Source organism: Synechococcus sp. WH 8101 (genome assembly GCF_004209775.1).
In the GTDB taxonomy this organism is placed as follows: Bacteria; Cyanobacteriota; Cyanobacteriia; order PCC-6307; family Cyanobiaceae; genus Synechococcus_C.
In genome coordinates, this window is sequence record NZ_CP035914.1 from 2462264 (window position 1) to 2484522 (window position 22259).

Below are 22259 nucleotides of genomic sequence, written 5' to 3' on the forward strand. Positions count from 1 at the left end.
AAAAACCAGGAGTGATCGTCACCTGCTGTCTATGGCCGGGCGCGTGCCCGTCTGGCAATAGCCAGTCAATCAATCTACACGAGAGCGTCAGCCCTCCTGTTTGATGTCCTGCAGCGCAGCCACATCCACTTCCACAGAAGGCCCCATGGTGGAGGTCACGTAGAGGCTCTTCCAGTACCGGCCTTTGGCACCACTGGGCTTGTTGCGATCAATCGTTTCCTGAAGCGTCTTCAGATTCTCCAGCAGCGCATCCGCCGCAAAGCTGGCCTTGCCAAAGCGCACATGCACGATGCCGGTGCGATCAGCGCGGAATTCCAGCTTGCCCGCTTTGAATTCCTTAATTGCGCCGGCGAGATCGGTGGTGACGGTGCCGGCCTTCGGATTCGGCATCAGGCCACGGGGACCGAGCACACGACCCAATTTCGCCACCTTAGGCATCATGTCGGGGGTGGCGATCAGCAGATCGAAGTCCATCTCCCCCTTGGCGATGGTCTCCACCAGGTCGTCATCACCAGCGAGTTCAGCGCCGGCAGCCTTGGCTTCCGCCACCTTTTCACCGCGGGTCACCACGGCGATGCGCACGGTCTGCCCCGTGCCATTCGGCAGTGCCACGGTGGTGCGCAGCTGCTGATCGGTGTACTTGGGGTCGATGCCGAGGCGCACATGGGCCTCCATCGTTTCGTCGAACTTGGCGGTGGCGTTGTCTTTGACGAGCTGAATCGCCTCAAGCGGCTCGTACGCACGCTCCTCGATCTTCTGAACGAGGCTGGCCAGACGTTTGGAGAGTTTTGGCATAGCAGAGATGGGGTGCAGACGATCGGCGCGATCTCCCCCGAAAATGAACAGTTGGGTGAAACGGAGTGGACGACCGCTGATCAGTCGTTGATGGCCACGCCCATGTTGCGGGCTGTGCCTTCAATGATGCGCATGGCTGACTCAACGCTGGTGCAGTTGAGGTCAGGCAGCTTGGTCTTGGCGATCTCCTCGAGCTGGGTGCGACTGATCGAGCCAACGCTGCCCTTGGCGGATTCACCGGAACCTTTCTCGATTCCAGCGGCCTTGGTGATCAGCACCGACGCCGGAGGCGTTTTGGTGATGAAGGTGAAACTGCGGTCTTCAAAGACCGAAATCTCAACCGGGATCACAAACCCGGCCTTGTCCTGAGTGCGGGCGTTGTACTCCTTGCAGAACGCCATGATGTTGACCCCGTGTTGACCGAGGGCAGGACCCACGGGCGGTGCAGGGTTGGCTTTGCCGGCCTGAAGGGCCAGCTTGATCACAGCTACGACTTTCTTGGCCATCGGCGAGCGGAGTTGAACATCTGCGGATCACCTGACCCGTGGGCCAGGTGCGGCGGGATGACGAAGCATCCCTCAGGCCGTCCTCCGCAGGGAGACGGCCGCCGCCCATTCAGTTCTGTTTGCTGACCTGGGAGAACTCAAGCTCCACAGGTGTCTCCCGACCGAAGATCGAAAGCAGAGCCTTGAGCTTGCTCCGTTCTCCGGACACCTCGATCACCTCACCCTGGAAGTCCTTGAATGGACCTGCCGTGACGAGGATCTGATCGCCTTCGGTGAGATCGACCTTCACCACGGTTTTCTTCTCTGCCGCCCGCTTGAAGATGCGATCCACCTCCGAGCGACTGAGGGGGCGAGGTTTGATGTGCCCCCGGGCCTTCCCGGTGGCGCGGCGATCTTCGGCACCCACGAAATTGATCACGTTCGGGGTGCTGCGCACCGCCATCATCGTGTCTTCATCGAGCACCATCCGCACCAACACATACCCCGGAAACACCTTTTCCTCGGTCGACTGACGGCTGCCGTCCTTTTTGACCTTCACCGCCGGTGTTTCCGGAATCTCAATCTCCAGAATCCGGTTGCTGACGCCGAGGGTGACCGCCCGTTGCTCCAACGTGGCCTTCACTTTCTTCTCGCAGCTGGATGCCACCTGCACGGCATACCAGCGGGCTACGGACGTGCGGGCCGCCGTCGACGCCGTGCCCTGCTCACCCTCATTCGGTGCGGGAAGATCGAGAACTTCAGGAGTCTCGCTGGTGAGATCGACGTCAGACACTGGCGGGGGATGAAGAAATGCGGAAATGAAAAGCTCGAAGGGAAGGGCCTCGCCCTGGCCTCAACGGAACAGCTGGGATGCCGCCCAGCCATAGAACCGACTGAGCGCAGCGATGGCTGCCGCCGACAGACTCACCATCAAGATCACAGCGATGGATTCGCTGAACAGCTGCTGACGGCTGGGCCAGACCACCAATTTCAGCTCCTCGACCGTGGCTGCCAGAAATCCCCCCTTCCGACCCTCGGCGGAAGGAGCCTGCGGCTTGCTCGCTGCTTTGTCCTCGGAAGTGGGGGTGGTCACGGTTTCGGAGCCGGAATTGCCGTCGGCGTGCATGACACCTGTCGGCAAACAGTCACCTTACCGGATGCCTGACAGGCTCAATCCTCTGGCGCGAACAGGAACGACTCCAAGGCCCCGTCGCCGCAACGCACACGCACGGCGGACGCGCCGCTGAAGCGATCCTCGAGAAGCTGGGTCGCCAGAGGATTCTCCAACTGGCGACGCAACACCCGACGCAGGGGCCGAGCACCGTATTCCGGCTCAAAGCCCTGCTCCGCCAGCGCCCGCACCACCGCCGGATCGACCCGCAGCTCCAGATCCTGCTCACGCATCAACTGGGCCAGTTCGGCGAGTTGCAAGTGCACGATGCGCTCCAGATCCTCGATCGCCAGAGGCCGGAAGCGAATCACCTCATCAATGCGATTGAGAAATTCCGGCCGGAACTGCCTGGCGAGCGCCTCATCCACCCGGGCCGCAAGCGCCTGATCGAGGGCCGCCTGATCCGCATCGGGCTGCTGTCCCTCGCGGGCCCGATCGAGGATGGCGCGACTGGCGAGATTGCTGGTCATCACCACCACCGTGTGGCGGAAATCCACGGTGCGGCCCTGGGAATCGGTGAGACGCCCGTCATCGAGCACCTGCAGCAGCACGTTGAACACATCCGGATGGGCCTTCTCCACCTCGTCGAGCAAGAGCAACGCATAGGGGCGACGCCGCACCGCCTCGGTGAGCTGCCCTCCTTCCTCGTAGCCCACATAACCAGGCGGCGCCCCGAGCAGACGGGCCACCGCATTGCGCTCCATGAACTCGCTCATGTCGAGACGCACGAGCGCCTCCTCCTCATCGAACAGCAGGGCCGCCAGGGCCTTGGCCAACTCGGTCTTACCGACACCGGTGGGTCCGAGAAACAGGAAGGAGCCCACGGGGCGGCGTGGATCCTTCATCCCGGCCCGGGCCCGACGGATCGCCGACGCCACCGCCTGCACCGCCTCGGGCTGCCCAACCACCCGCTGCTGGAGCTGGGTCTCCAGCTCCAGCAGCTTCTGACGCTCACCGGCCAGCAGACGCTGCACAGGAATCCCGGTCCAGCGGGCCACCACATCGGCGATGTCGCCGGCTTCCACCTGCTCGCGCAGCAGGGCCGTGCCTTGCTCCTGGGCCTCCACCAACACCTGCTCCAGGTCGGTGCGGCGCTGCTGAACGCGATGCAGCTGGTCGTATTCCAACCGGGCCGCCTCCTCCAGATCACCGTTGCGTTCGGCTTCGGCGATCGCATGGCGAAGGGTTTCGTCCTCCTGGAGCAACTGACGCAGTTCCTCCAACTGGTCCCGTTCCGCCTGCCAACGACCGCGCAAATCTTCAAGACAGGCCGAGGCCTCCAGGCGGGAGCGCTGGAGCTGCACCCGCTCCGCCTCCGGAGCCTGTTCCGCCGCCAGCAAGGCCAGTTCAACCCGCCGCAGCTCGGTTTCGGCGTCCTCCACCACCTGGGGCTTGGAGGTCACGTCCATCTTGAGCTGGGCGGCTGCCTCGTCGATCAGATCGATCGCCTTATCGGGCAGGCAACGGTCGCTGATGTAGCGATCGGCGAGCCGAGCGGCGGCGGTGAGGGCCCCGTCGGTGATCGTCACCCCGTGGTGGAGCTCATAGCGCTCCTTCAGGCCGCGCAGGATCTCGATGCTGAGTTCAATCGAGGGCTCGAGGATCGGCACCTGCTGAAAGCGCCGGCTAAGAGCGGGATCCTTCTCAACGGTGCGGCGATAGTCCTCTGGAGTGGTGGCGGCGATGCAGCGCAGTTCACCACGCGCCAGGGCCGGCTTGAGCAAGCTGCCCGCATCAGCACTGGAGCGATCACTGCTCACCACCGTGTGCAGTTCGTCGATGAACAACACGACGCCGGCATCGGCATCACTCACCTCCGCCAGCACGGAACGGAGGCGCTCTTCAAATTGGCCGCGAAATTTGGCGCCGGCAATCAGCGCCCCCACATCGAGGGCGACCAAGCGCTGGCCCCGCAGCGAATCGGGCACCTCACCGGCCACGATCCGCTGGGCCAGACATTCGGCAATCGCCGTTTTGCCCACACCCGGAGCCCCGATCAGCACAGGGTTGTTCTTGCCGCGACGGGACAGCACCTTGATCAGGCGCCGGATCTCCCCATCCCGGCCAATCACCGGATCCAGCTGTCCAGCCTCCGCCGCCGCAGTCAGATCACGCCCATACAACTGAAGCGCAGACGGTTCCTCCGGCTCGGCGCTGACCGACACCGCGGCAGGCGATGGGGGTGGCGGGGTCGCTGCCGGCGCAGGGGCAGCTGGAGTGGGGGTCGCTGGCGATGCTGGCACTGGCGGCGGCGACACCGGAGCAGCTGCTGCGGTCGGCCTCTGGCGACGCAACTCCGACTCGAGCCGGTCGGCTGGCAATCCAGCGCTGGCCAAGCAATCGGCACCGATGCGTGGATCGCGCCCCATGGCGATCAACAGGTGGGATAGTTCGATCAGGCGGGATCCCCACAGGGCGCGCACCCGGTCAGCCACCTCCAACAGCTGTTCGAGGTCTTCACCGATGAACAGATCCTCGCTGCGGGCTACGGGCTGCTCCGCCAGAAAGCCCTCCAGCTGATCGAGCAGGTCGTCCGCATCAAGCGACAACCCCCGCAGCGAGCCGGCAAAACGCCTGTCGCTGAACAGCACCTGCATCAGGTGCTCCACATCGAGCTCACCGTGGCGCCAGCGGCGCGCCAGATCCTGGCCAGCCAGAAGCAGCTCCCAGGCCTCGTCGCTGAACCGGTCCGGCTCCGACGTGAGACTGACAGGGAAATCGATGGCGGGACGGTCTTCAGAGAGCATGCGGTTGCGCCGAAGCGATCAGGACGACGCCCTGGACGCGAGCTGAATCAACTCCACTTTGTAGCCATCCGGATCCTCCACGAAGGCGATCACCGTGCTGCCGTGCTTCATCGGCCCCGGTTCCCGCACCACGCGCCCACCCTTCTCGGCAATCGCCGCACAGGTGGCATGGATGTCGTCCACACCGAGGGCGATGTGGCCGTAGCCATCACCCAGGGCGTAATGGTCGGTGTCCCAGTTATGGGTCAGCTCCAGCACGGTGTGATCGCTCTCCTCGCCGTATCCCACAAAAGCAAGCGTGAACCGGCCGGAGGGGTAGTCCTTGCGGCGCAGCAACTGCATCCCCAGCACCTCGGTGTAGAAGCGCAGCGATCGCTCCAGATCCCCCACACGCAGCATCGTGTGCAGCATGCGCATTGGCGTCAACTCCCAGCCCTTCTCCCAGCATGGTGCCAAAGCACACCAAGAGGGGTCAGGGGGAGACCCATAAGATCCTCCGATCTCCGATCGACAGCACGTGTTCGATTCCCTAGACCTCGTCATCGACACCATCGTGGCCAGGGAGGTACTCGATTCCCGCGGCAACCCCACTGTGGAAGCGGAAGTGCTGCTCGAGGGTGGTGCCAGCGGTCGGGCGATCGTGCCCAGCGGCGCCAGCACCGGTGCCCATGAAGCCCATGAACTGCGTGATGGCGGCAGTCGTTACATGGGCAAAGGGGTGACACAGGCGGTGGATCACATTGAAGAGCGCATCGCCCCGGCGCTCTGCGGCCTCTCCGCCCTGGATCAGGCGAGTGTGGATGCGGCGATGCAGGAGCTCGACGGCAGCGCCAACAAGTCGACGCTTGGTGCGAACGCGATCCTGGCAGTGAGCCTGGCCACGGCCCGTGCCGCCGCCAACGGTGTGGGATTGCCCTTGTATCGCTATCTGGGCGGACCGATGGCCTCCCTGCTGCCGGTGCCCTTGATGAACGTGATCAACGGCGGAGCGCATGCCGCCAACAGCCTGGATTTCCAAGAATTCATGCTGGTGCCCCACGGCGCTCCCAGCTTCCGCGAGGCCCTGCGCATGGGCACTGAGGTGTTTCACACCCTCAAGGGACTGCTTCAGGAGCGTGGCCTGAGCACATCGGTGGGCGATGAGGGCGGTTTCGCTCCCGATCTGGGCAATAACGAAGCGGGCGACATCCTGGTGCAGGCGATTGAAAAAGCCGGCTACAAGCCTGGTGAGCAGATCGCCCTGGCCCTCGATGTGGCCAGCACGGAGTTCTACGCCGATGGCCGTTACGCCTTCGGCGGCGGCAGTTTCAGCAGTGCCGAGATGGTGGATCAGCTTGAGGCGTTGGTGAATCGTTTCCCGATCGTCTCGATCGAAGATGGCCTGGCAGAAGACGACTGGGACGGCTGGAAACTGTTGACCGAGCGCCTGGGCAGCCGTGTGCAGCTCGTGGGTGATGACCTGTTCGTGACCAACAGCCAACGGCTACAACAGGGCATTGACAACAACACAGCGAATTCAATCCTCATCAAGGTGAACCAGATCGGTTCGCTCACTGAAACCCTGCAGGCAATCGATCTGGCTGGCCGCAGCGGTTATACGAGCGTGATCAGCCACCGCAGCGGTGAAACGGAAGACACCACCATCGCCGACCTGGCCGTGGCCACCCGGGCCGGTCAGATCAAAACCGGTTCCCTCAGCCGCAGCGAACGGGTCGCCAAATACAACCAGCTGCTGCGCATCGAAGACGAACTGGGCAGCCAGGCCGTGTACGCCGGCGCCGTGGGCCAAGGGCCTCGCGGCCGAGGCTGACCGCCTTCGATCGATGCCCGCGGATTCTGGCGGTCATTGGCTGATCCCTCAACTACTTGACCCCAAGCGGTTGAGCAAGATGCGTGATCAGCTGATTGCACGGGCAGATTCGAAGACGCTGCAATCAGGACGCCAGGCCTTACTCGGAATCCAGGCCGATGGTTCCCACCTGGCACGATCATCCTTGGATGAGGATCTGTTTGCCCTTCTGACAGATCCCGCCCTGATCGCAGCGGTGAAACGGGTGAGCGGATGCCCAATGGTGCGCCCTTTCCAATTCGATCTGCTCACGAAGGCGCCCGGAGCACCTGAAACCCCTTGGCATAGAGATCGCGATTTTCTTCCAATTGATCGGCAGAGTTACACCTGCTGGATTCCCCTCGATCCCATCCCTGAGGACTGCACCCTGGTGTACGCGGAAGGTACGGCCTCGATGGCCCCCACCTGCACAGATATGCCTGACCCCGCAAGCCTCAAGTGCCTGCTCGAGAACCATGGTTCACCGTTCCGGCGGCTGCCGGAGATGAAGCCTGGCGATGTGGACATCCACGAAGGACACGTCTGGCACTTCGGCCCTGCCAACAGCACACCGCACTGGCGTCGGGCTCTCGGCGTGGCCTTCGTTGAACATGGAACCTTGCTTTGCACCGATCCCGAAGGCTTTTCAGGCCCTGCAGGAGCACGGATGCGGCGCGCAACCTTGCACTCGCTCTTCGGCCCGAATGCCGAGGGCCAACCCGTCGAGGGCGAGCGACATCCGCTTCTTTGATGGTGTCATTTGAAGCCTTCACGGCGGAGATCACGCGTGGCAAGCATGACCACCTCCTGCCAGAACACACCTTCGTGCAATGTCTACCCAAGATGGGCTCAACGGCGTTGAGCGCATCACTCAACAATGCCATTCACGAGTTCGAGATGGACTCAGCGCCACAGCTGGCAGCTCAGCGCAATCAGCCAGGCTTTACATCAGCCCGCTGGCAGTGGCTTCATCATCGCCGCCTGACGCTTAAGGGAAAAACAGACGTCTGCACCAGCCTTTTTCTGCTGACGGCTGATCTTCCCACCACCGAGTTGGAAGCCAGGGGATTCCGCCGCCTTTTCTTGAACCGCTCCCTGAGACCCTGGCTTCAAAGTATCGCCAACTGGAGCTTTCAACACCGTCAGAACCCGCTCCGCGACACATGGCAACGGAGCTATCAGCAATTCGTCAGCACAAGTGACCCATCCCTGGCAGACACCATGCCTCCATCCTTAACAACGTTGAAGGAGATGGTTCGCTTCTGGATCCCCATTTGGCTGACTTATCAACACTGGATCGCGACCGCCCATCTCGCCACAGCACCCAGTTCAAACCAGCACCAGACTGTGTTGATCATCGACCATCACTCCATCCCCAAAGTCGCTAACAAAAGTCAGTTTTCCAGTCAGTTCAAAAGAGAGTTCGATCGGCTGATCCCTGCCATGCCAACCCTGAGTGGCAATCCAGCCAAAGACAACGCTTTCCACCAGGCTGTTCGGGCGAAACTTCTCAACGACAAATCAACGCTCTGAAGACGAGAACGATTCCAATCGCCCATCGCGTCGCAACTTGATTTGCAAGCGCAACCAACCGCTCCCGACCGGAACAGCAGCTGCCAGAGGCAGCAGGGCCCACAAAGGCCTCGGGCCCGCCCCGAGCAGGGCGGCGGCCAACGCCAGAGAACCCAGCAACACCGACTGACCCACCGCATGCTGGGCCGTCACCATGCGGCGGAACTGGCGGTCGGATTCACCCATGCGGATCTGCAGTTGCAGATCTCCCTGTTCGAGGCGTTCGAGACTTTCGTCCAGGCGCCTGGGAATCCCTGCGGCCCGACTGCTGAGCGCCCCCACCTGGCGGCCGAGCTCGTTGAACAGGTCATTGGGGCCGGATCCGCTGGCACTCATCAGGGGAAGCAGGTAGGGCTTGGCGATCGCAACCAGGCTAAAGCTGGGATCGAGGCTGCGTCCGACCCCTTCAAAGGTGGAGAGAGCCCGCATCACAAAGATCAGCTCCACCGGCAGACGGAACGGCTGGCCATACACCAGCTCGTAGAGATCTCCCGACAATTTGTCGATCACATTGGCAGTGAACGGAGGCGTGAGGGCTTCCTGCAACATCAAACGCACCAGACGACGCACGGGGCCGAGATCGACCCCTCCGGCAATCACCCCGGCGGCCTGCATTTCACTGACCAGAGCCGACGCATCCCGGGTCGCAGCCGCCCGGACCATGGCCCCAAGCCGTCGGCGCAGACCATCAGACAGCAGGCCCATCATGCCGAAGTCGTAGTAGATCAGGGCGCCATCACTGGCCACCGCCAGATTGCCGGGATGGGGGTCGGCGTGGAAGAAGCCGTAACGCACCAATTGCTGCAGATAGCTGGCTGCACCGATCTCCGCCACGGCTGCCGGGTCAATCCCCGCCGCCAACAGGGCCTCGCGATCATTCACCTTGGTCCCCGGCAGATAATCCAGACAGAGCACCCGCCGGCTGCTCAATTCCCAGATCACGCCAGGCACACGGATGCGCGGATCTTCCAGAAACTGCTGCCGGAAACGGGCGGCGTACTGGGCCTCCACGCGGAAATCGAGTTCCCGCAACAACACTCGGCGGCATTCCTGGGCGATCGCCACCCAATCGCGCCCGCGCCCCCAGCTGGGATGGCGCTGCAGCACAGCGGCCACCTGCTGCATCACCTCAAGATCGAGCCGGAACACCCGTTCCAGACCCGGGCGCTGAATCTTGAGCACCACCTGCCTTCCACTGCGCAAGCTGGCGCGATGCACCTGGGCAAGCGAAGCCGCACCGAGCGGCTGCTCATCCAGGTCGATGATTTCGGCGCAACGGGCGCCCAGCTCCTCCTCCAGCACCGCCTGAGCCCGATCGAAGGGAAAGGGGGGCACCCGATCCTGCAGGTCGGCCAACTCAGCGACCCAGCCCGCCGGGAGCACATCCGGACGCGCGGAGAGCAACTGACCGAGTTTGATGAAGGCTGAGCCCAGCGCGAGAAGCTCTGCCGTCAGCCAGCGGGCCCGGCGTTGCTGACGTGCTTCACGTCGCTCTGGTGTGCAACCCCCCGGATAGGTCCAGCGGCGACCATCCCACCACAACAGAACCATCAAGGTGAGCACGGCGCGCCAAATGCGCAGAGCCCTCAGAGCGCTGGGCACCACGGCACCACCGAGCCTGCCGGCCATCACGGCGACTCCTCGAGGGTCCGACACAACTCAGCCACCTGGGCACGGAGACGATCGATCTGCTGCTGAGGGTCGTCTGTGGTGGCCGAGGTGGCCGACGCCGCCTCAGTCGCCGCCGCTTCTGGCTGGTCCGAATCCAGCCGTTCCGCTTCGGCTTTCACTTCCTCCTGAAACAGATCCCATTCGCGCCGCAGACGCTCCGGTGCGTCCTGGGCAAGAACAGCCACTTCGGCGGCCGCTCCCGCCAGACCATGGCCGAGTCGGGCCGCAAGCCGGTTCACGGTGGCTCTGAGCAGGGCATCGGGGGAGGGCATGGCCTCGGCAGAGCTGATGGGGAAACTGTGGCAGATCCCGAGTGCGGCGCGTGATCAGTCGCTCCAGCGTCAGGGGCTGGGAGGGGCCACCGGCGGTGCCGGGAAGGGAGCGGCCACTGGAGCCGGCTCCGCCAGCACAGGAGCGGGACTGGGCGGCAGTGCCGGTGCGGGCTCAGCCACAACGGGTTGCGGTTTCGGCTCGGGCTTCGGAAGCACAGGTGCCGGCATCGCCTGCTCCGGCTGTGTCCAGGCTGGCTCGGGCAGCACAGGTTCCGGCGCCACCGCCGGAAGCAGCGCCTGCTGTTCAGCGCGGCGCTTGGCTTCAGCGGCGATGCGCTCCGCCTCCTGCCGCGACTTTTCAGCCTCCCGTTCCCGGGCCAGCTCCGCCTCCTTGGTGGCCACATCAGCCGTGAGATCACGGGAGAACTCGCCATGGCGACGGCGCAAGGCCTCGAGGCCCTCGCCCGGGAACGCCTGGCTGGCAAAGGCTTCGCGACGCGGCTCCTGCAGGGCTCCCTGCATCACGATGATCCGCTGGGTGATGCCGTAACCGAGCGCAAAACACCCTCCCGCCACCAATGGGCCGACCCAGAAACGTGGACGCTTGGCTTGCTCTCCCTCGCGTGCAGACCCCGATGCCTTGGCCACAGCTTCGAATCCCCCGCACCACACCGGCGATTCTGACAGGGTCGGTCAGCGCCTACGTCGTGTAATCGGCGTTGATACACACGGACACTTCATAAGTATACACACCTAACCCCTAGACGATTGCTACCACTACGCTGGGTCAACAGGGCAGTTATCACAGAATTATCACAAGTGATGGAAATTATTATCACATGTGCCAGTAGAGGAACCTTGCCATGGCACGACACTTGCCACCCTGACTGGGAATTGGCAGGTGTGTATCGCCACTGACATCACAAAGCGATCACACAACGAGGAGAGGTGGGCATAACTCCAGACCTCGACAAGCGCCCTCAAGAAAGATACCCAATACTGGGCAGGAGTCACCAAACACAACCAGCAATCATGTTAATGTGGTAAAATATATTTAGAGCACTCGGATCAATGATAAGGAAAATTATCACATCACTTACACCCTTGTCAGTTCTATTATTTTCCTGTGGGTTCGCCGCCCAATCCAGCGTTTCAGTTCCAGACGAATTTGAGGGAGATATTTTAGTAGCCAAGAATCTCGAGATCAACAAAAAGACTCCCAAAGACAGCCTTACTCCCAGCCTCTCATCCAGTCTTCCGATATCTCGGGATCTTTTACGTAAATTCCAGAGAACAGGTCAGACCTATCGGTACGAATCATCTTTGGCAATTTCAAAACTCTGGGAGGAAGGTCAAATCAAACAAGCAACATTTGAAATATATCGTGTAGACACGACAACAGGAAAAGAGTCAAAGCGGAAAAGGGCAAATATATATTGCCTCGGATCAGCGGTGCCCGACAAGGAGGAAACACAAAAGCAAGTGAGAAGCCTGTATGGAAGCACTGTTACTAATCCGTACTACTACAAAGGGCTTCGTGAGCTCTATTCGTATACGCCCCAAGAACACGCTTTGCTCTTGAAAGTCTGTTCATCGATAGTGAAGTAATCATCCTTTTTTAAAAAAGGCATTGGAGGCGAATGACGCCACCATCCTCACTAACCGCCAACAACACCAGGACCCTGGTTATACATCAGATTCTCTATACCACATAAAGACTCTTTAGGCAAATCAACTCGTAGCCATCTGTAGCAAATATCATCCCATGGGCGTCTTGAGATTGCTCATTCTCAGATATCAAGACATAGCCTGTTTTTATACTTGGTAAAATTGACAGAAGACAAAGTTAGAATGATGGAGAGGCAAGGTTGATGGTCCTGTGTGACCTCCCACGCCACTAATCAGTCTTCTAAGTCCAAATTCATGTGTAAGACAAACAGGAGTGGTAAGTCTGCTGTGCTCAACAAGAGGCAGCTGGAGATGGTCTTCGCTTCTCTACCTGAGAAGTATTCACTATTGGCGGAGATTCTCTACTACTCAGCGGGCAGGGTCTCGGAAGTTACCAACCTCAAGGTCAACAACATCAACTTCACGGATGGTCTGGTGACCTTTGAGAAGTCCTCTACCAAAACGAAAGAGACCCGCCAGGTGCCACTACCGCCATCAGTCTTGGACAACTTATCCATATGGGTAGGTAGTCATGGTCTAAAGGGTGATGACTACATCTTCTTCACCAACTCTAGAAACATGAAACTCAAGGCAGGTGAGAAGTCTGTATCCACTCAGTCTGTAGACAACTTCCTTCGTAAGGCATACGACTGGACTGGCATACAAGGAGCTTCTACACACTCCATGAGACGCTCACGCCTGACTCATCTTCATATTGAGGAGTCATGGTCACTACGAGAAATCATGAATATCAGCGGTCACAGAAATCTGATGTCTCTACAACAATACCTGGATAGCGACAGACGCCAAACCTTTGACAAATACAGAGAATTATTTGTGAAGGAGGGTGTTTGATTATCCTATCATTATAATATTGATGACAGTTATTGTCAACATAGTAAGTATCATCCAGGGGTTGACAATATACAATAACTTGAGTAGAATAACTCTGTAGCAGTTTCAAGGAAGTTATAGCTACTAAGTTACTTCAAGGTCAGGGATGACGAAAAGTTTTTCATGACCTCCAGATTGAGCTACTATCGCCAAGAGTCTTGGTGTCACAGGCGTGAAGGTAGTAGAGGTCCCAGTTGATGCCATCAAGGTTAGGGTCCGAATGAGGACACCATCTGATGAAAAGGTGGAAGGGTTGGCAGAGTCTATTAGAGATATTGGGACACTAATCAATCCCATCACTATTGATGGTAACTACAACCTTATCGCTGGTTACCATCGTCTACTGGCATTCCAGTCCTTAGGTAAAGAGACTATCCCTGCCACCATCCAGGAAGAAAGTAATGATACCTTCAACGAGCTCCTGGAGATTGATGAAAATCTTCTCCGTAATGAGTTGGATTACATAGAGGAAGCAGACCATCTAGTAAGGCGAGAGGAGTTGATGGCATCTCTCGGCACTATCTACAGGACAGGTGACAATCAACACACTAGTGGTGAAAGTAAAGTAAGCGTAGAAGAATTAGCTAGTAGCGTTGGACTATCCAAGAGGTCGTATCAACAACGAAAACAGATTTATAAACTACATCCTGAGGTAAAGTCATTTCTATCTGGCACAGAATTTGCTAAGTCACTTGTAGACCTTATAAAACTATCATCAGAAGAAGACCACATTCAGATTGAAATCGCCAACCTACTTATTACTGGTGAATGTAGGACATGGAAACAATCATTCTTCCAGGCGAAGATGAAGGACCATAAGTTGAAGACCACACCTCAGGTGGACTTCAACATCAAAGAGCGTTGGGGTGGAATGCCAAAGTCGTTGATGAAATTCCCGAGAGTGGAAGATGACTTACGGAAGGTATGTAACTTAGTCAACCACACAGAAGACTTGAGGCACACAAAAGCGACACTTGCCTTTGGTGACATGCCGATACGACTACATCAGCAGAATCCTGACCAATCTAGATTCTCTATTGATTACTACACTCGTCCAGGTCACTTAGTGTGTGACCCATTCAACGGCAGAGCTACTACAGCAGTCACGGCACTCCACCTCCAGAGAAGGTTTATTGGGTTTGAGATAAACGCTCTAGCGGCACGGAAGACTAGAGAAGTCATCACTACCCATATGGAGGTTGAGGACTCTTCCTGGACCTTGTATGAAGAGTGTGGCGTTGAAATGGAAAGTCTCCGTAACGAGAGCGGAATCTTGGATGCCATATACACCAGTCCTCCGTATTTCAATTTTGCTGAGAGCTACAACACGGAAGATGAAAGAGACCTATCTAACATGCCACTCCCTCAGTTTCTAGAGAAGATAGATATCCTCTTCGGCAACATCAGCAGACTAATCAAGACTAGTAACTACAAGGATAGAATCTTCCATCCAATCATCATGACCTTAGGCACAGCTAGAGATGGTGAGAATGGCATCCTAGACATGTCATACCACTTCCAGACAATTGCCAAGAGTCATGGTCTAACTCTGTGGGACCAAATGTTTGTAGAGGTCAACAATCCCTTCGCTTGGTCATCACATCAAACAAACTACAATCTAGGTTTCGTCACCAAAAACTATGAGACACAGGTGGCATGGGTAAAATTCAATTAGTCCATCTTGATTGTTACAATCTTCTGACACTTCCGTAAGTTTTCAGTAAAACTATTATAGATAGAATGTGATGAGATTTCCTTTAGAGACTTACTTAGAGAATCTTCTGGGCATGAAGACACCCAAAACCAATTTTTTATATCTAAATAAACATAGGTGGGAAGTGTGCCTTAGACCGAAAGTCATGGGGACAACATTTACACCAGAAGTTTTCCTACTGAAGTCTTATTGAATATGCTACCTACATCTCACTCCACACCTGTTGTGTTGTCCATCTCTTACAGGACCAACGATGACAAGATTCTAATGATGGAAGATTGGTTGATGAATCAGATGGGTTACAACAGAAGTCAACTTCATAAACAATTAGTCCGTAAAGAATACCTAGCACAAAGGATGATGTGAGATGAATCTCCAGAAAGAATTTGACAGACTTGAGTCAACACTAGAATTCCTATATTCCAAGATGGAGTTACTAGGCGAAGACGAATTAGTCCAACACCAAATGATGTATCTTTCCGAAGAGATAGACATCACAAAGGCGAAGCTCCTAGACATAGAGATGAAAATCTTTCTATCCACACTCTCTAACGACGAAGAAGATGAATCCATTCACTAAAGTAAAGGACCAAGTTATTGTTGAGATGCTGAAGGATATCTCAAAGAGAAAGAAACTTACACCTGAGAAGATGATTGAGAAACTTGTATATGATGCCTATCACAATCCTAAGTTTTAGAGTACAATTAGACAGCGATTCAGATTGTTATATTTGGGTCCCATCTAGGGATGACAATCTATAACACCCTTTTGCCATAACCAACATATCGCTATCAGAAAAATTTCGCCAGGTAAACCATCTCCCGTAAGTTGAATATGAATAGACTTGACCGCTACCAATTATCAGTCCATGCCTCAAAACTAGCTACCGAGTTGAAAGGTATCAGTAGAAAGACAGAAGGTGGAATGCCAAAGTTTGTCAATCTTGAGTGTCCTGTATGTAAGTCCACCAAGTGTTGTGGACTCATTCCAACTGAGAGTAGAGACAACTACCGACTGATATGTAAGAGAGACTCTTGTGGATTGAATTCCATCTCTCTCAATATGGCGATGGAAGAATATGCTACACACCAGACCAAATCAGATTGGCGTGATGCCTTGGGATGGCGTCCTAAGAATGAGTGGCATGGAATCAAACACAGACGACCTAGAGGAAAGAGTCAGAAGAGTGATGCCACTTCCTTTAGAGAGTCACAACAACAGAGACAGACACTCCAACACCTGAAGCTCCTACGAGATTTCCAGAGAGAGCGTGGCGAGTGGTAATACCAAGTCTCTAGGTCATTCTTCAATTGATAGAGGCAAGGACACCTAGTCCACCTGACAGGCACCTTCTAGGTCCTTCTAGACATGCCTGAGGTCATGAAAAGTTTTTCGTGGTCACCATGTCAATGTTGACATGATGCTACCCACATGATGATGAAACTAGTGATTGAGTATCAGGACCAACATGGTTACTGGAAGAGATATCAAACATGCCACCATCAGCAGAATGCTTACAAAACTGCTGTCATACGAGCTAGACAGACAGGCAAGCGTTTTCGGTTAGTAGATGACGATGGTCATCTTCTGGACCTTATCAATCCTTAGGGTCTACATCCATGATGTCCTCAATCTCCACCAGGACATAATTTTCATGTCGCTTCAACTTATTGAAGAAGACTCTATTCTGAGAAAGTGTCTCCCATGTCTGCTTAGATTCACTCTCATGATGAAAGTAGACATCTTCTAAGTATCGTGTGCCTGTGCCACAATTCCTACTCAGCAGTAGCATCGGCACGCCTCTACTCACAGCGAAACTGATTCCTGTGTGCCTGAAGCTATACCAAGTTATATTTTTCTGATTCCAATATCGGTCGGCACATTCAGACTTGATATCTTTCCAGAGTCTGTCCCATGTGCCTTGTCCCATGGGTTGGTCTGGGTGACCAAACTTACTAATAACAAAATCATTCAACCTATCGGGAGGGACATGTGGGAATGGACCTCTGTGTTTAGGGATGCCAGATAACTCACGAATGGTCTGAAAATGCTTAGTAGTAGGAGACTGAATAGTCCTTGACTCACCAGTCTTTGTTGCCTCAGGTCTGATACGAATCAGATGACCAACCTTCTGGTCCTCCTTACTCAAATTCGTATTGGGGTCTAGGTCACGCCAGCGTAGCTTCCTCAATTCACCCACTCGCTGGCAACTATTAGACATCACAAGAATCGCCTGGTAGATAACCTGGCGGTTGTATTCCTGAGATGGCGTCAGATTCTTAGACTTGGACCACGCCCTAATAGTGTTGATAGTTTGCTGATACTGGCGTGGTGACAAGTAGTCACGCCTGTTATTTCTAAGCGACTCACTTCTAACCTTCTCAAACTCAGGTTTCCTAGGTAGCAGACCTTTCTCAAATAGAAAATCAAAATATGCTTTTATGGTTGTGAGCTCTGTCCTGATGGTGTGTTGAGTCTTAGGTGGTGAAGGATTCCAGGTTTCATCTTTAGTCCTACGCCATGTCGGATATTTCTGTAGTTTAGGATAATCTAAATCTTCTAACCTAATACTTCTATCATGATAAAACCTCTTCAGCATCTTCAGATGATGTGACTTTATCCTGAAGGTCTCAGAAGTTATGTGATTAGGTTTGTTGTAGTCAGCGACACGCTCCTTCTCAGATGCCAGATATTCATCTATGAAATCAAACATCTTTTTGACACGCCGTGCCTTGAGACCTTGCTTCTGTCTCATCATCACTTCAAGTTTTCTGTCCCTAGCTACCTGGAGTGCCTCTACCTGATTCTTCTTCTTCGTAGATTTACGCTCAACACCCTCACCAGGGATAGTCAGAAAATATTGCCAGGTGCCTGAGTTGGGTCGTTTGTAGATGTAGCAATCCTCCTCTGGAGGAAACACCAGCGTCTTCTCCTGGACCCACTTGCCTTCGGATGGTCTCGCCACGACAGGCGTAACAAAGATTTCGTGTGTAGCATTATCACACTATTGTCACAGGTCAGCAAGGTATGTAGTCAGCAGGCAGGCAAAATGCTTGGCATGACTAGAGAGTCTACTTATCACAATACCTATGTTGTGTAGTCGGCGTTGATACGGACATACTGATCGGAGAGATCGCAACCCCAGGCCTGGCCCTGACCGGGGCCATCACCGACCCGCAACCGGATCCTCACACTGTCGTCCTGCAAGTAGGCACCCGCCGCTCGCTCGCGCAGGTATCGGGACGCTGCAGGACGATCAAAAGGCAGGGGCTGTCCAGCGGCCATTAATTGATGCTCGCCAAGCCAGAGCGCCACGGTCTCGGGGTCAAAGTGCACCCCGGCGCGGCCAGCGGCGGCAATGATCCGGCCCCAGTTGGGATCGCGACCATGAATGGCGGTTTTCACCAACGACGACCCACACACGGTGCGAGCGATCCGCTGCGCCTCCGCTTCCGAGGCGGCACCGTCCACCCGCACATCCATCAGACAGGTGGCCCCTTCACCGTCACGGGCAATGGCGCGGGCCAGATGCTGAGCCACCTGGGTCACACCCTCTTCCAAGGCCGCCAGCTGATCCGGCGGCAAGGGGGCTCCGGCGGCAAACGCCAGAAACGAATCATTGGTGCTCGTGTCACCGTCCACGGTGATGGCGTTGAACGACCGCTGCACCGCCCGCTGCACCAGCGCCTGCCACTGATCCGCGGGCACCGCAGCATCACAGGTGAGGTAGCCGAGCATCGTGGCCATATCGGGATGAATCATTCCCGACCCCTTGGCCATGCCACCGATGCGCACGCGCCGGCCGCCGAGATTGGCCTCCAGGGCGATCTGCTTGTCGATCAGATCGGTGGTGAGAATCGCTGTGGCAGCTGCCGCGCCACCATCGCCGCTCAAGGCCGACGCCAGAGGATCGATCCCCGCCAACAAAATATCCATCGGGATCGGCACCCCGATCACACCGGTGGAGCAGATCAGCACCTCCTCTGCCGTCAGCCCCAGCCGATCCGCCAGCGCCTGGGTGGCCCGCTGGCTATCGATCAAGCCGCGATCCCCCGTGCAGGCATTGGCCTGACCGGAATTGGTGAGCACCGCCCGCACCTGGCCACCACGGCGCTGCAACCGTTCGATGCAAAGATCCACGCAGGCCGCCCGCACCACCGATGTGGTGAAGGTGCCGGCACACACCGCTCCCTCCGGCGCCAACAGCAGAGCGAGATCTGGTTTCCCGGAAGCCTTCAGCCCGGCGGTGAAGCCTGAGGCCTGAAACCCATCCGGAGCCGTGAGGCCTCCCGGCACGGCAACCCAAGTGGGCGAGAGGGATCCGCTGTTGGCCACCATCACGCCTGCAGGGGAGACACTGGATCCATCCTCACCCCGCGCCATGCCCAGCCAACGCCGGATTGGCCTCACCGGAGGGATTGCCAGCGGCAAGAGCAGCGTCGGTCGCTGGCTGGCGCAACGGGGTATTCCCGTGCTCGATGCCGATCAGGTCGCGCGGGAGGTTTTGGCTTCAGGCAGCGAAGCCACCCGGCAAGTGATCGCCCATTTCGGCGATCGGGTGCGCGCCAAGGGCGCCACAGGGGAGGAGGCTTGTCTCGATCGCGCGGCCCTGGGCCGGATCGTGTTCAGCGACCCAGACGAGCGACGCTGGCTGGAGCAGCTGGTGCACCCTCGCGTGCGTGATCACTTCGATGTGGAGCTGCTGAGGCTCCAGCAGGAGCCAATCGTGGTGCTGATGATTCCGCTGCTGTTTGAAGCAGGCCTGGAGAGCCTCTGCACAGAAATCTGGGTCGTGACCTGCTCAGAACAGCAGCAACAAGAACGACTCATGGCCCGAGACGGCCTGACGGTCGAAGAAGCCCGGCTCAGGATCGCCGCCCAGATGCCCCTCGCCAGCAAATGCGCCAGAGCAGACCTGGTGATTGACAACGGTGAACGGCCAGAAGCGTGGAGCGCCCTGATCGATTCAAAGCTCTGAGACCCGGTCCTGATCGGGAGAAGCAAGAAGAACATCGACCGGGGTGCAGACGATCTCAGCTCCTGTGATCAAGCTCACAGGCCAAGGAGACCGACATCAACAAGCGGCACCGCAATCGCAGAGATCTTGGGTTCATCGGCAGCAGATGGCTCTGCTTCATCGCACCTCACTCCCCAGCACTCACTCCCATGCACCGCTCCCTCTCCCTCCTCTCTGCCCTCGCTCTCGGTTCCACCGCTCTGGTGATCGCCCACGGCCCCAAAGCCGATGCCATGGCCATCGCCTTCGACTGCTTCGATCGCACCACCAGTCAGCTCGTTGCCCGCAGCGCCGTCGACATGACCAGCCCCATCGTGAGCTGCCTGCCCGTTCCCGGCACCAGCACCACACCCGCCCAAACTTCACCTTCACCAACCAGCCCAGATCCCGTGATTGAGATCGGCACAAGCGAGGCGGATTTCACGGGAGGCGGAGCTGTTGAGCCAGATTTCAGCGATCCAGCAGTACCCCCTGCACCCGAGATGAGCACCGGCGATCAACTCGGCTCTGCCGTTGGCCAACACCTCGGCAAATTACTTGGACAAGGCATCGCCGATCTTTTCCGCTAAGCCGAACGTCGCTTCACAACAAACATTTTTCAATCATCCGTCAAAACCAACACACTCACTACCTTTCAAACACCAACCAAAAGCAAACGACATGCCTCTCCTCAAGCAGGCCCGCACAGCAACCAGCACCCTCACGGCCTCCGCACTGATGGCCGCCGCAAGCTTGCAAGCCCCCTCAGCCTCCGCCAACAACGGTGTGAACTGCGAAAACGGACGCTCCCTCGGCCAGTTTGTGATCAAGTCAAAGTTGAATGACCGCTATGTGAGCGGCGGCCATCACAACGATGCTCTGAAAGCCAAACTCCGTAACCAACCAGCCCCCGGCAGTGAAGGCGTCTTCGAACTCTTTGATGTCAGCAACCTGCCTGGCGCCTCCAGAAACACATTTGCCCTGCGCAGCGTGAAAAACCCCAATAAGTGGTGGCGCGTAAAAAACAACAATGAAACCGTGCTGCTCGACTCCTACCAATGCAAGTCAAACCGGGAAAGCACCACTTTCATCGCAACGGGACTAGGCGGGCAGATGGCGTTGCAATCCCGCAAAAACGACAAGTGGCTCAAAGTCAATAATGACGAAAGGCTGAAGGCCTCCGTCGACAATCCCAACAGACGCGACAAAACCATCTTTCTGTTCAGCCAACTCAATCAACCTGCACCTCCCAACCCTCAGCCACAACCTGACCCCCAACCCGAACAGCCCATCAACCTCAACGGCTGGTGGCGCGGTGATCGCAGCGGCTACTACTCCATTCAAACCAGTGGTTCCAACTTCCAGATGAAGGGTTTCTCCAACAATGGCGCCGCCCTGAACTTGTTCACCGGCACCATCACTGGCAACCGCATCACTGGCTCCTGGAAGAACTTCTGTGATAACCGCACCGGCAATGCCGTGCTCGAGTTCAGCAACGGCCAGCTCCGCCGGATGAGTGGCTCCACCGCCAACAGCCAATGGTCTCGTTCTGCACGTCCGAGCAACGTTCAGGCCAACCCCACCTGCAGCACACCCCAACCACCTCAAGACCAGACGCCTAAGAACCTGAATGGCTGGTGGAAAGGCAATAACAATGGTTTTTACGACATCCTGCAAACCCAGGAAATCCCGGGCCAGAACAACTTTCGAATGCGCGGCTACTCGAATTCCGGACAACTTCTGAACACCTTGATTGGACGGACCAGTGGCAACAGAATCACCGGCCGATGGACCAACGCTTGTGACCAGCGAACCGGCAACATCACACTGGAAGTCCGAAACGGGAAACTGGTGAAGCTCAGTGGATCACCCACCATCAACACGAGCTGGTCAACGACCAACAATCCGCCCCGCGCTCTCAAGGACAGCTGCAATCAAGGAAATCCTGACCCCAGCAATCGGGCGATCAAACAGGTGCTCAGACTCACAAAAACCGTTTACATTGTTGATCACGATAGCCTCTCAAGAAACGAAACCGGACAACGCACCTTCTCCAAAACGCTGCAACTTCAGCGACCAGAAAACAACGGAGAACGTTTCAGCGCCTTTTTCCCATCCTCCAACAAAACCCGCTTCTGTGTTGACAGAGAGGTGAGATCCGACGACTGGGACAAGGTTTGGATTGACCGCAATGGCAATGCCAACCTTGGTGTCGAAGTGAAGCTCTACGAGGGAACGAGCTGCAGAGGTCGATTGATCGGCACTTATATGTACCGCAAGATCCTGACCGTAGCCCCGGGGCAGACCGGTCGGTATGAAGTTCCCCTCCCCACCAATGAGGGCAGCTCGGTGCGGGTGACCTACACCCTCTCCAACCGCACCGCACGCTGACAACACCAACCACCGAACCTGTGCCCCGCCATGGCGGGGCTTATCCAACGCTTT

At 56.9% G+C, this 22259-nt stretch carries 19 protein-coding genes; 8 read left to right on the plus strand and 11 right to left on the minus strand.

What is annotated here, in order from left to right; translation table 11 throughout:
• Window positions 1-87 precede the first annotated feature (87 nt).
• From rplA to gloA, 6 genes are all read right to left on the minus strand, one after another.
• On the minus strand, window positions 88-795 hold the full coding sequence (gene rplA, locus SynWH8101_RS13120; protein WP_130130132.1) for a 50S ribosomal protein L1: 708 nt from the start codon (window positions 793-795) through the stop codon (window positions 88-90).
• An 80-nt stretch (window positions 796-875) separates the two neighbouring features.
• Window positions 876-1301, minus strand: coding sequence for a 50S ribosomal protein L11 (gene rplK / locus SynWH8101_RS13125; RefSeq protein WP_007101296.1), 426 nt, complete (start codon window positions 1299-1301; stop codon window positions 876-878).
• A 109-nt stretch (window positions 1302-1410) separates the two neighbouring features.
• On the minus strand, window positions 1411-2073 hold the full coding sequence (gene nusG / locus SynWH8101_RS13130; RefSeq protein ID WP_130130133.1) for a transcription termination/antitermination protein NusG: 663 nt from the start codon (window positions 2071-2073) through the stop codon (window positions 1411-1413).
• 60 nt (window positions 2074-2133) lie between these two features.
• Window positions 2134-2406 (minus strand): preprotein translocase subunit SecE, encoded by a 273-nt coding sequence (gene secE, locus SynWH8101_RS13135; RefSeq protein WP_130130134.1) that lies wholly within the window; start codon window positions 2404-2406, stop codon window positions 2134-2136.
• Window positions 2407-2450: 44 nt separating this feature from the next.
• On the minus strand, window positions 2451-5198 hold the full coding sequence (locus tag SynWH8101_RS13140) for an ATP-dependent Clp protease ATP-binding subunit (RefSeq protein ID WP_130130135.1): 2748 nt from the start codon (window positions 5196-5198) through the stop codon (window positions 2451-2453).
• Window positions 5199-5216: 18 nt separating this feature from the next.
• Complete coding sequence (gene gloA / locus SynWH8101_RS13145; protein WP_130130543.1) at window positions 5217-5615, minus strand: lactoylglutathione lyase; 399 nt, start codon at window positions 5613-5615, stop codon at window positions 5217-5219.
• Between the two features lie 100 nt (window positions 5616-5715).
• Between gloA and eno the strand changes: the two genes are divergently transcribed.
• From eno to SynWH8101_RS13160, 3 genes are read left to right on the plus strand one after another with little or no spacing between them, the layout of a single operon-like run.
• Window positions 5716-7008 carry a phosphopyruvate hydratase gene (gene eno / locus SynWH8101_RS13150; protein ID WP_130130136.1) on the plus strand — a complete coding sequence of 431 codons (1293 nt, stop codon included), beginning with the start codon at window positions 5716-5718 and terminating at the stop codon, window positions 7006-7008.
• Between the two features lie 13 nt (window positions 7009-7021).
• Entirely contained in the window at window positions 7022-7777 is a 756-nt protein-coding gene (locus SynWH8101_RS13155) for a phytanoyl-CoA dioxygenase family protein (protein ID WP_130130137.1), read from the plus strand.
• A 2-nt stretch (window positions 7778-7779) separates the two neighbouring features.
• Window positions 7780-8559, plus strand: coding sequence for a hypothetical protein (locus SynWH8101_RS13160; RefSeq protein WP_130130138.1), 780 nt, complete (start codon window positions 7780-7782; stop codon window positions 8557-8559).
• Here SynWH8101_RS13160 and SynWH8101_RS13165 read toward each other — a convergent pair.
• The 3 genes from SynWH8101_RS13165 to SynWH8101_RS13175 all read right to left on the minus strand — a co-directional run bounded on the left by SynWH8101_RS13165 (window position 8548) and on the right by SynWH8101_RS13175 (window position 11117).
• Complete coding sequence (locus SynWH8101_RS13165) at window positions 8548-10227, minus strand: AarF/ABC1/UbiB kinase family protein (RefSeq protein ID WP_130130139.1); 1680 nt, start codon at window positions 10225-10227, stop codon at window positions 8548-8550. The genes SynWH8101_RS13160 and SynWH8101_RS13165 overlap by 12 nt on opposite strands.
• Entirely contained in the window at window positions 10227-10541 is a 315-nt protein-coding gene (locus tag SynWH8101_RS13170; RefSeq protein ID WP_130130140.1) for a hypothetical protein, read from the minus strand. Before SynWH8101_RS13170 ends, SynWH8101_RS13165 begins: the two co-directional genes overlap by 1 nt.
• A gap of 69 nt (window positions 10542-10610) precedes the next feature.
• On the minus strand, window positions 10611-11117 hold the full coding sequence (locus SynWH8101_RS13175) for a hypothetical protein (protein WP_174719523.1): 507 nt from the start codon (window positions 11115-11117) through the stop codon (window positions 10611-10613).
• A 1305-nt stretch (window positions 11118-12422) separates the two neighbouring features.
• Here SynWH8101_RS13175 and SynWH8101_RS13180 point away from each other — a divergent pair.
• Both SynWH8101_RS13180 and SynWH8101_RS13185 read left to right on the plus strand, forming a co-directional pair.
• Window positions 12423-13064 (plus strand): site-specific integrase, encoded by a 642-nt coding sequence (locus SynWH8101_RS13180; protein WP_130130141.1) that lies wholly within the window; start codon window positions 12423-12425, stop codon window positions 13062-13064.
• A 211-nt stretch (window positions 13065-13275) separates the two neighbouring features.
• A complete protein-coding gene (locus SynWH8101_RS13185) occupies window positions 13276-14778 on the plus strand; it encodes a DNA methyltransferase (protein WP_130130142.1) in 1503 nt (500 codons plus the stop codon).
• A gap of 1637 nt (window positions 14779-16415) precedes the next feature.
• Here SynWH8101_RS13185 and SynWH8101_RS13190 read toward each other — a convergent pair.
• Entirely contained in the window at window positions 16416-17783 is a 1368-nt protein-coding gene (locus SynWH8101_RS13190) for a phage integrase SAM-like domain-containing protein (protein WP_130130143.1), read from the minus strand.
• A gap of 122 nt (window positions 17784-17905) precedes the next feature.
• Window positions 17906-19201, minus strand: coding sequence for a bifunctional glutamate N-acetyltransferase/amino-acid acetyltransferase ArgJ (gene argJ / locus SynWH8101_RS13195; protein WP_174719524.1), 1296 nt, complete (start codon window positions 19199-19201; stop codon window positions 17906-17908).
• Between argJ and coaE the strand changes: the two genes are divergently transcribed.
• The 3 genes from coaE to SynWH8101_RS13210 all read left to right on the plus strand — a co-directional run bounded on the left by coaE (window position 19200) and on the right by SynWH8101_RS13210 (window position 22205).
• Entirely contained in the window at window positions 19200-19796 is a 597-nt protein-coding gene (gene coaE, locus SynWH8101_RS13200) for a dephospho-CoA kinase (protein WP_130130145.1), read from the plus strand. The two genes, argJ and coaE, sit on opposite strands and share 2 nt — an antisense overlap.
• A gap of 188 nt (window positions 19797-19984) precedes the next feature.
• Entirely contained in the window at window positions 19985-20404 is a 420-nt protein-coding gene (locus SynWH8101_RS13205; protein ID WP_130130146.1) for a hypothetical protein, read from the plus strand.
• Window positions 20349-22205 (plus strand): hypothetical protein, encoded by a 1857-nt coding sequence (locus SynWH8101_RS13210; protein ID WP_130130147.1) that lies wholly within the window; start codon window positions 20349-20351, stop codon window positions 22203-22205. Before SynWH8101_RS13205 ends, SynWH8101_RS13210 begins: the two co-directional genes overlap by 56 nt.
• The last annotated feature ends 54 nt before the right edge of the window (window positions 22206-22259 follow it).

Coding starts and splice junctions, on each gene's coding strand:
- rplA (WP_130130132.1), bottom strand. CDS start 795: ATGCCAAAACTCTCCAAACGTCTGGCCAGCCTCGTTCAGAAGATCGAG.
- rplK (WP_007101296.1), bottom strand. CDS start 1,301: ATGGCCAAGAAAGTCGTAGCTGTGATCAAGCTGGCCCTTCAGGCCGGC.
- secE (WP_130130134.1), bottom strand. CDS start 2,406: ATGCACGCCGACGGCAATTCCGGCTCCGAAACCGTGACCACCCCCACT.
- SynWH8101_RS13140 (WP_130130135.1), bottom strand. CDS start 5,198: ATGCTCTCTGAAGACCGTCCCGCCATCGATTTCCCTGTCAGTCTCACG.
- gloA (WP_130130543.1), bottom strand. CDS start 5,615: ATGCGCATGCTGCACACGATGCTGCGTGTGGGGGATCTGGAGCGATCG.
- SynWH8101_RS13155 (WP_130130137.1), top strand. CDS start 7,022: ATGCCCGCGGATTCTGGCGGTCATTGGCTGATCCCTCAACTACTTGAC.
- SynWH8101_RS13165 (WP_130130139.1), bottom strand. CDS start 10,227: ATGGCCGGCAGGCTCGGTGGTGCCGTGGTGCCCAGCGCTCTGAGGGCT.
- SynWH8101_RS13170 (WP_130130140.1), bottom strand. CDS start 10,541: ATGCCCTCCCCCGATGCCCTGCTCAGAGCCACCGTGAACCGGCTTGCG.
- coaE (WP_130130145.1), top strand. CDS start 19,200: ATGCCCAGCCAACGCCGGATTGGCCTCACCGGAGGGATTGCCAGCGGC.
- argJ (WP_174719524.1), bottom strand. CDS start 19,201: ATGGCGCGGGGTGAGGATGGATCCAGTGTCTCCCCTGCAGGCGTGATG.
- SynWH8101_RS13205 (WP_130130146.1), top strand. CDS start 19,985: ATGCACCGCTCCCTCTCCCTCCTCTCTGCCCTCGCTCTCGGTTCCACC.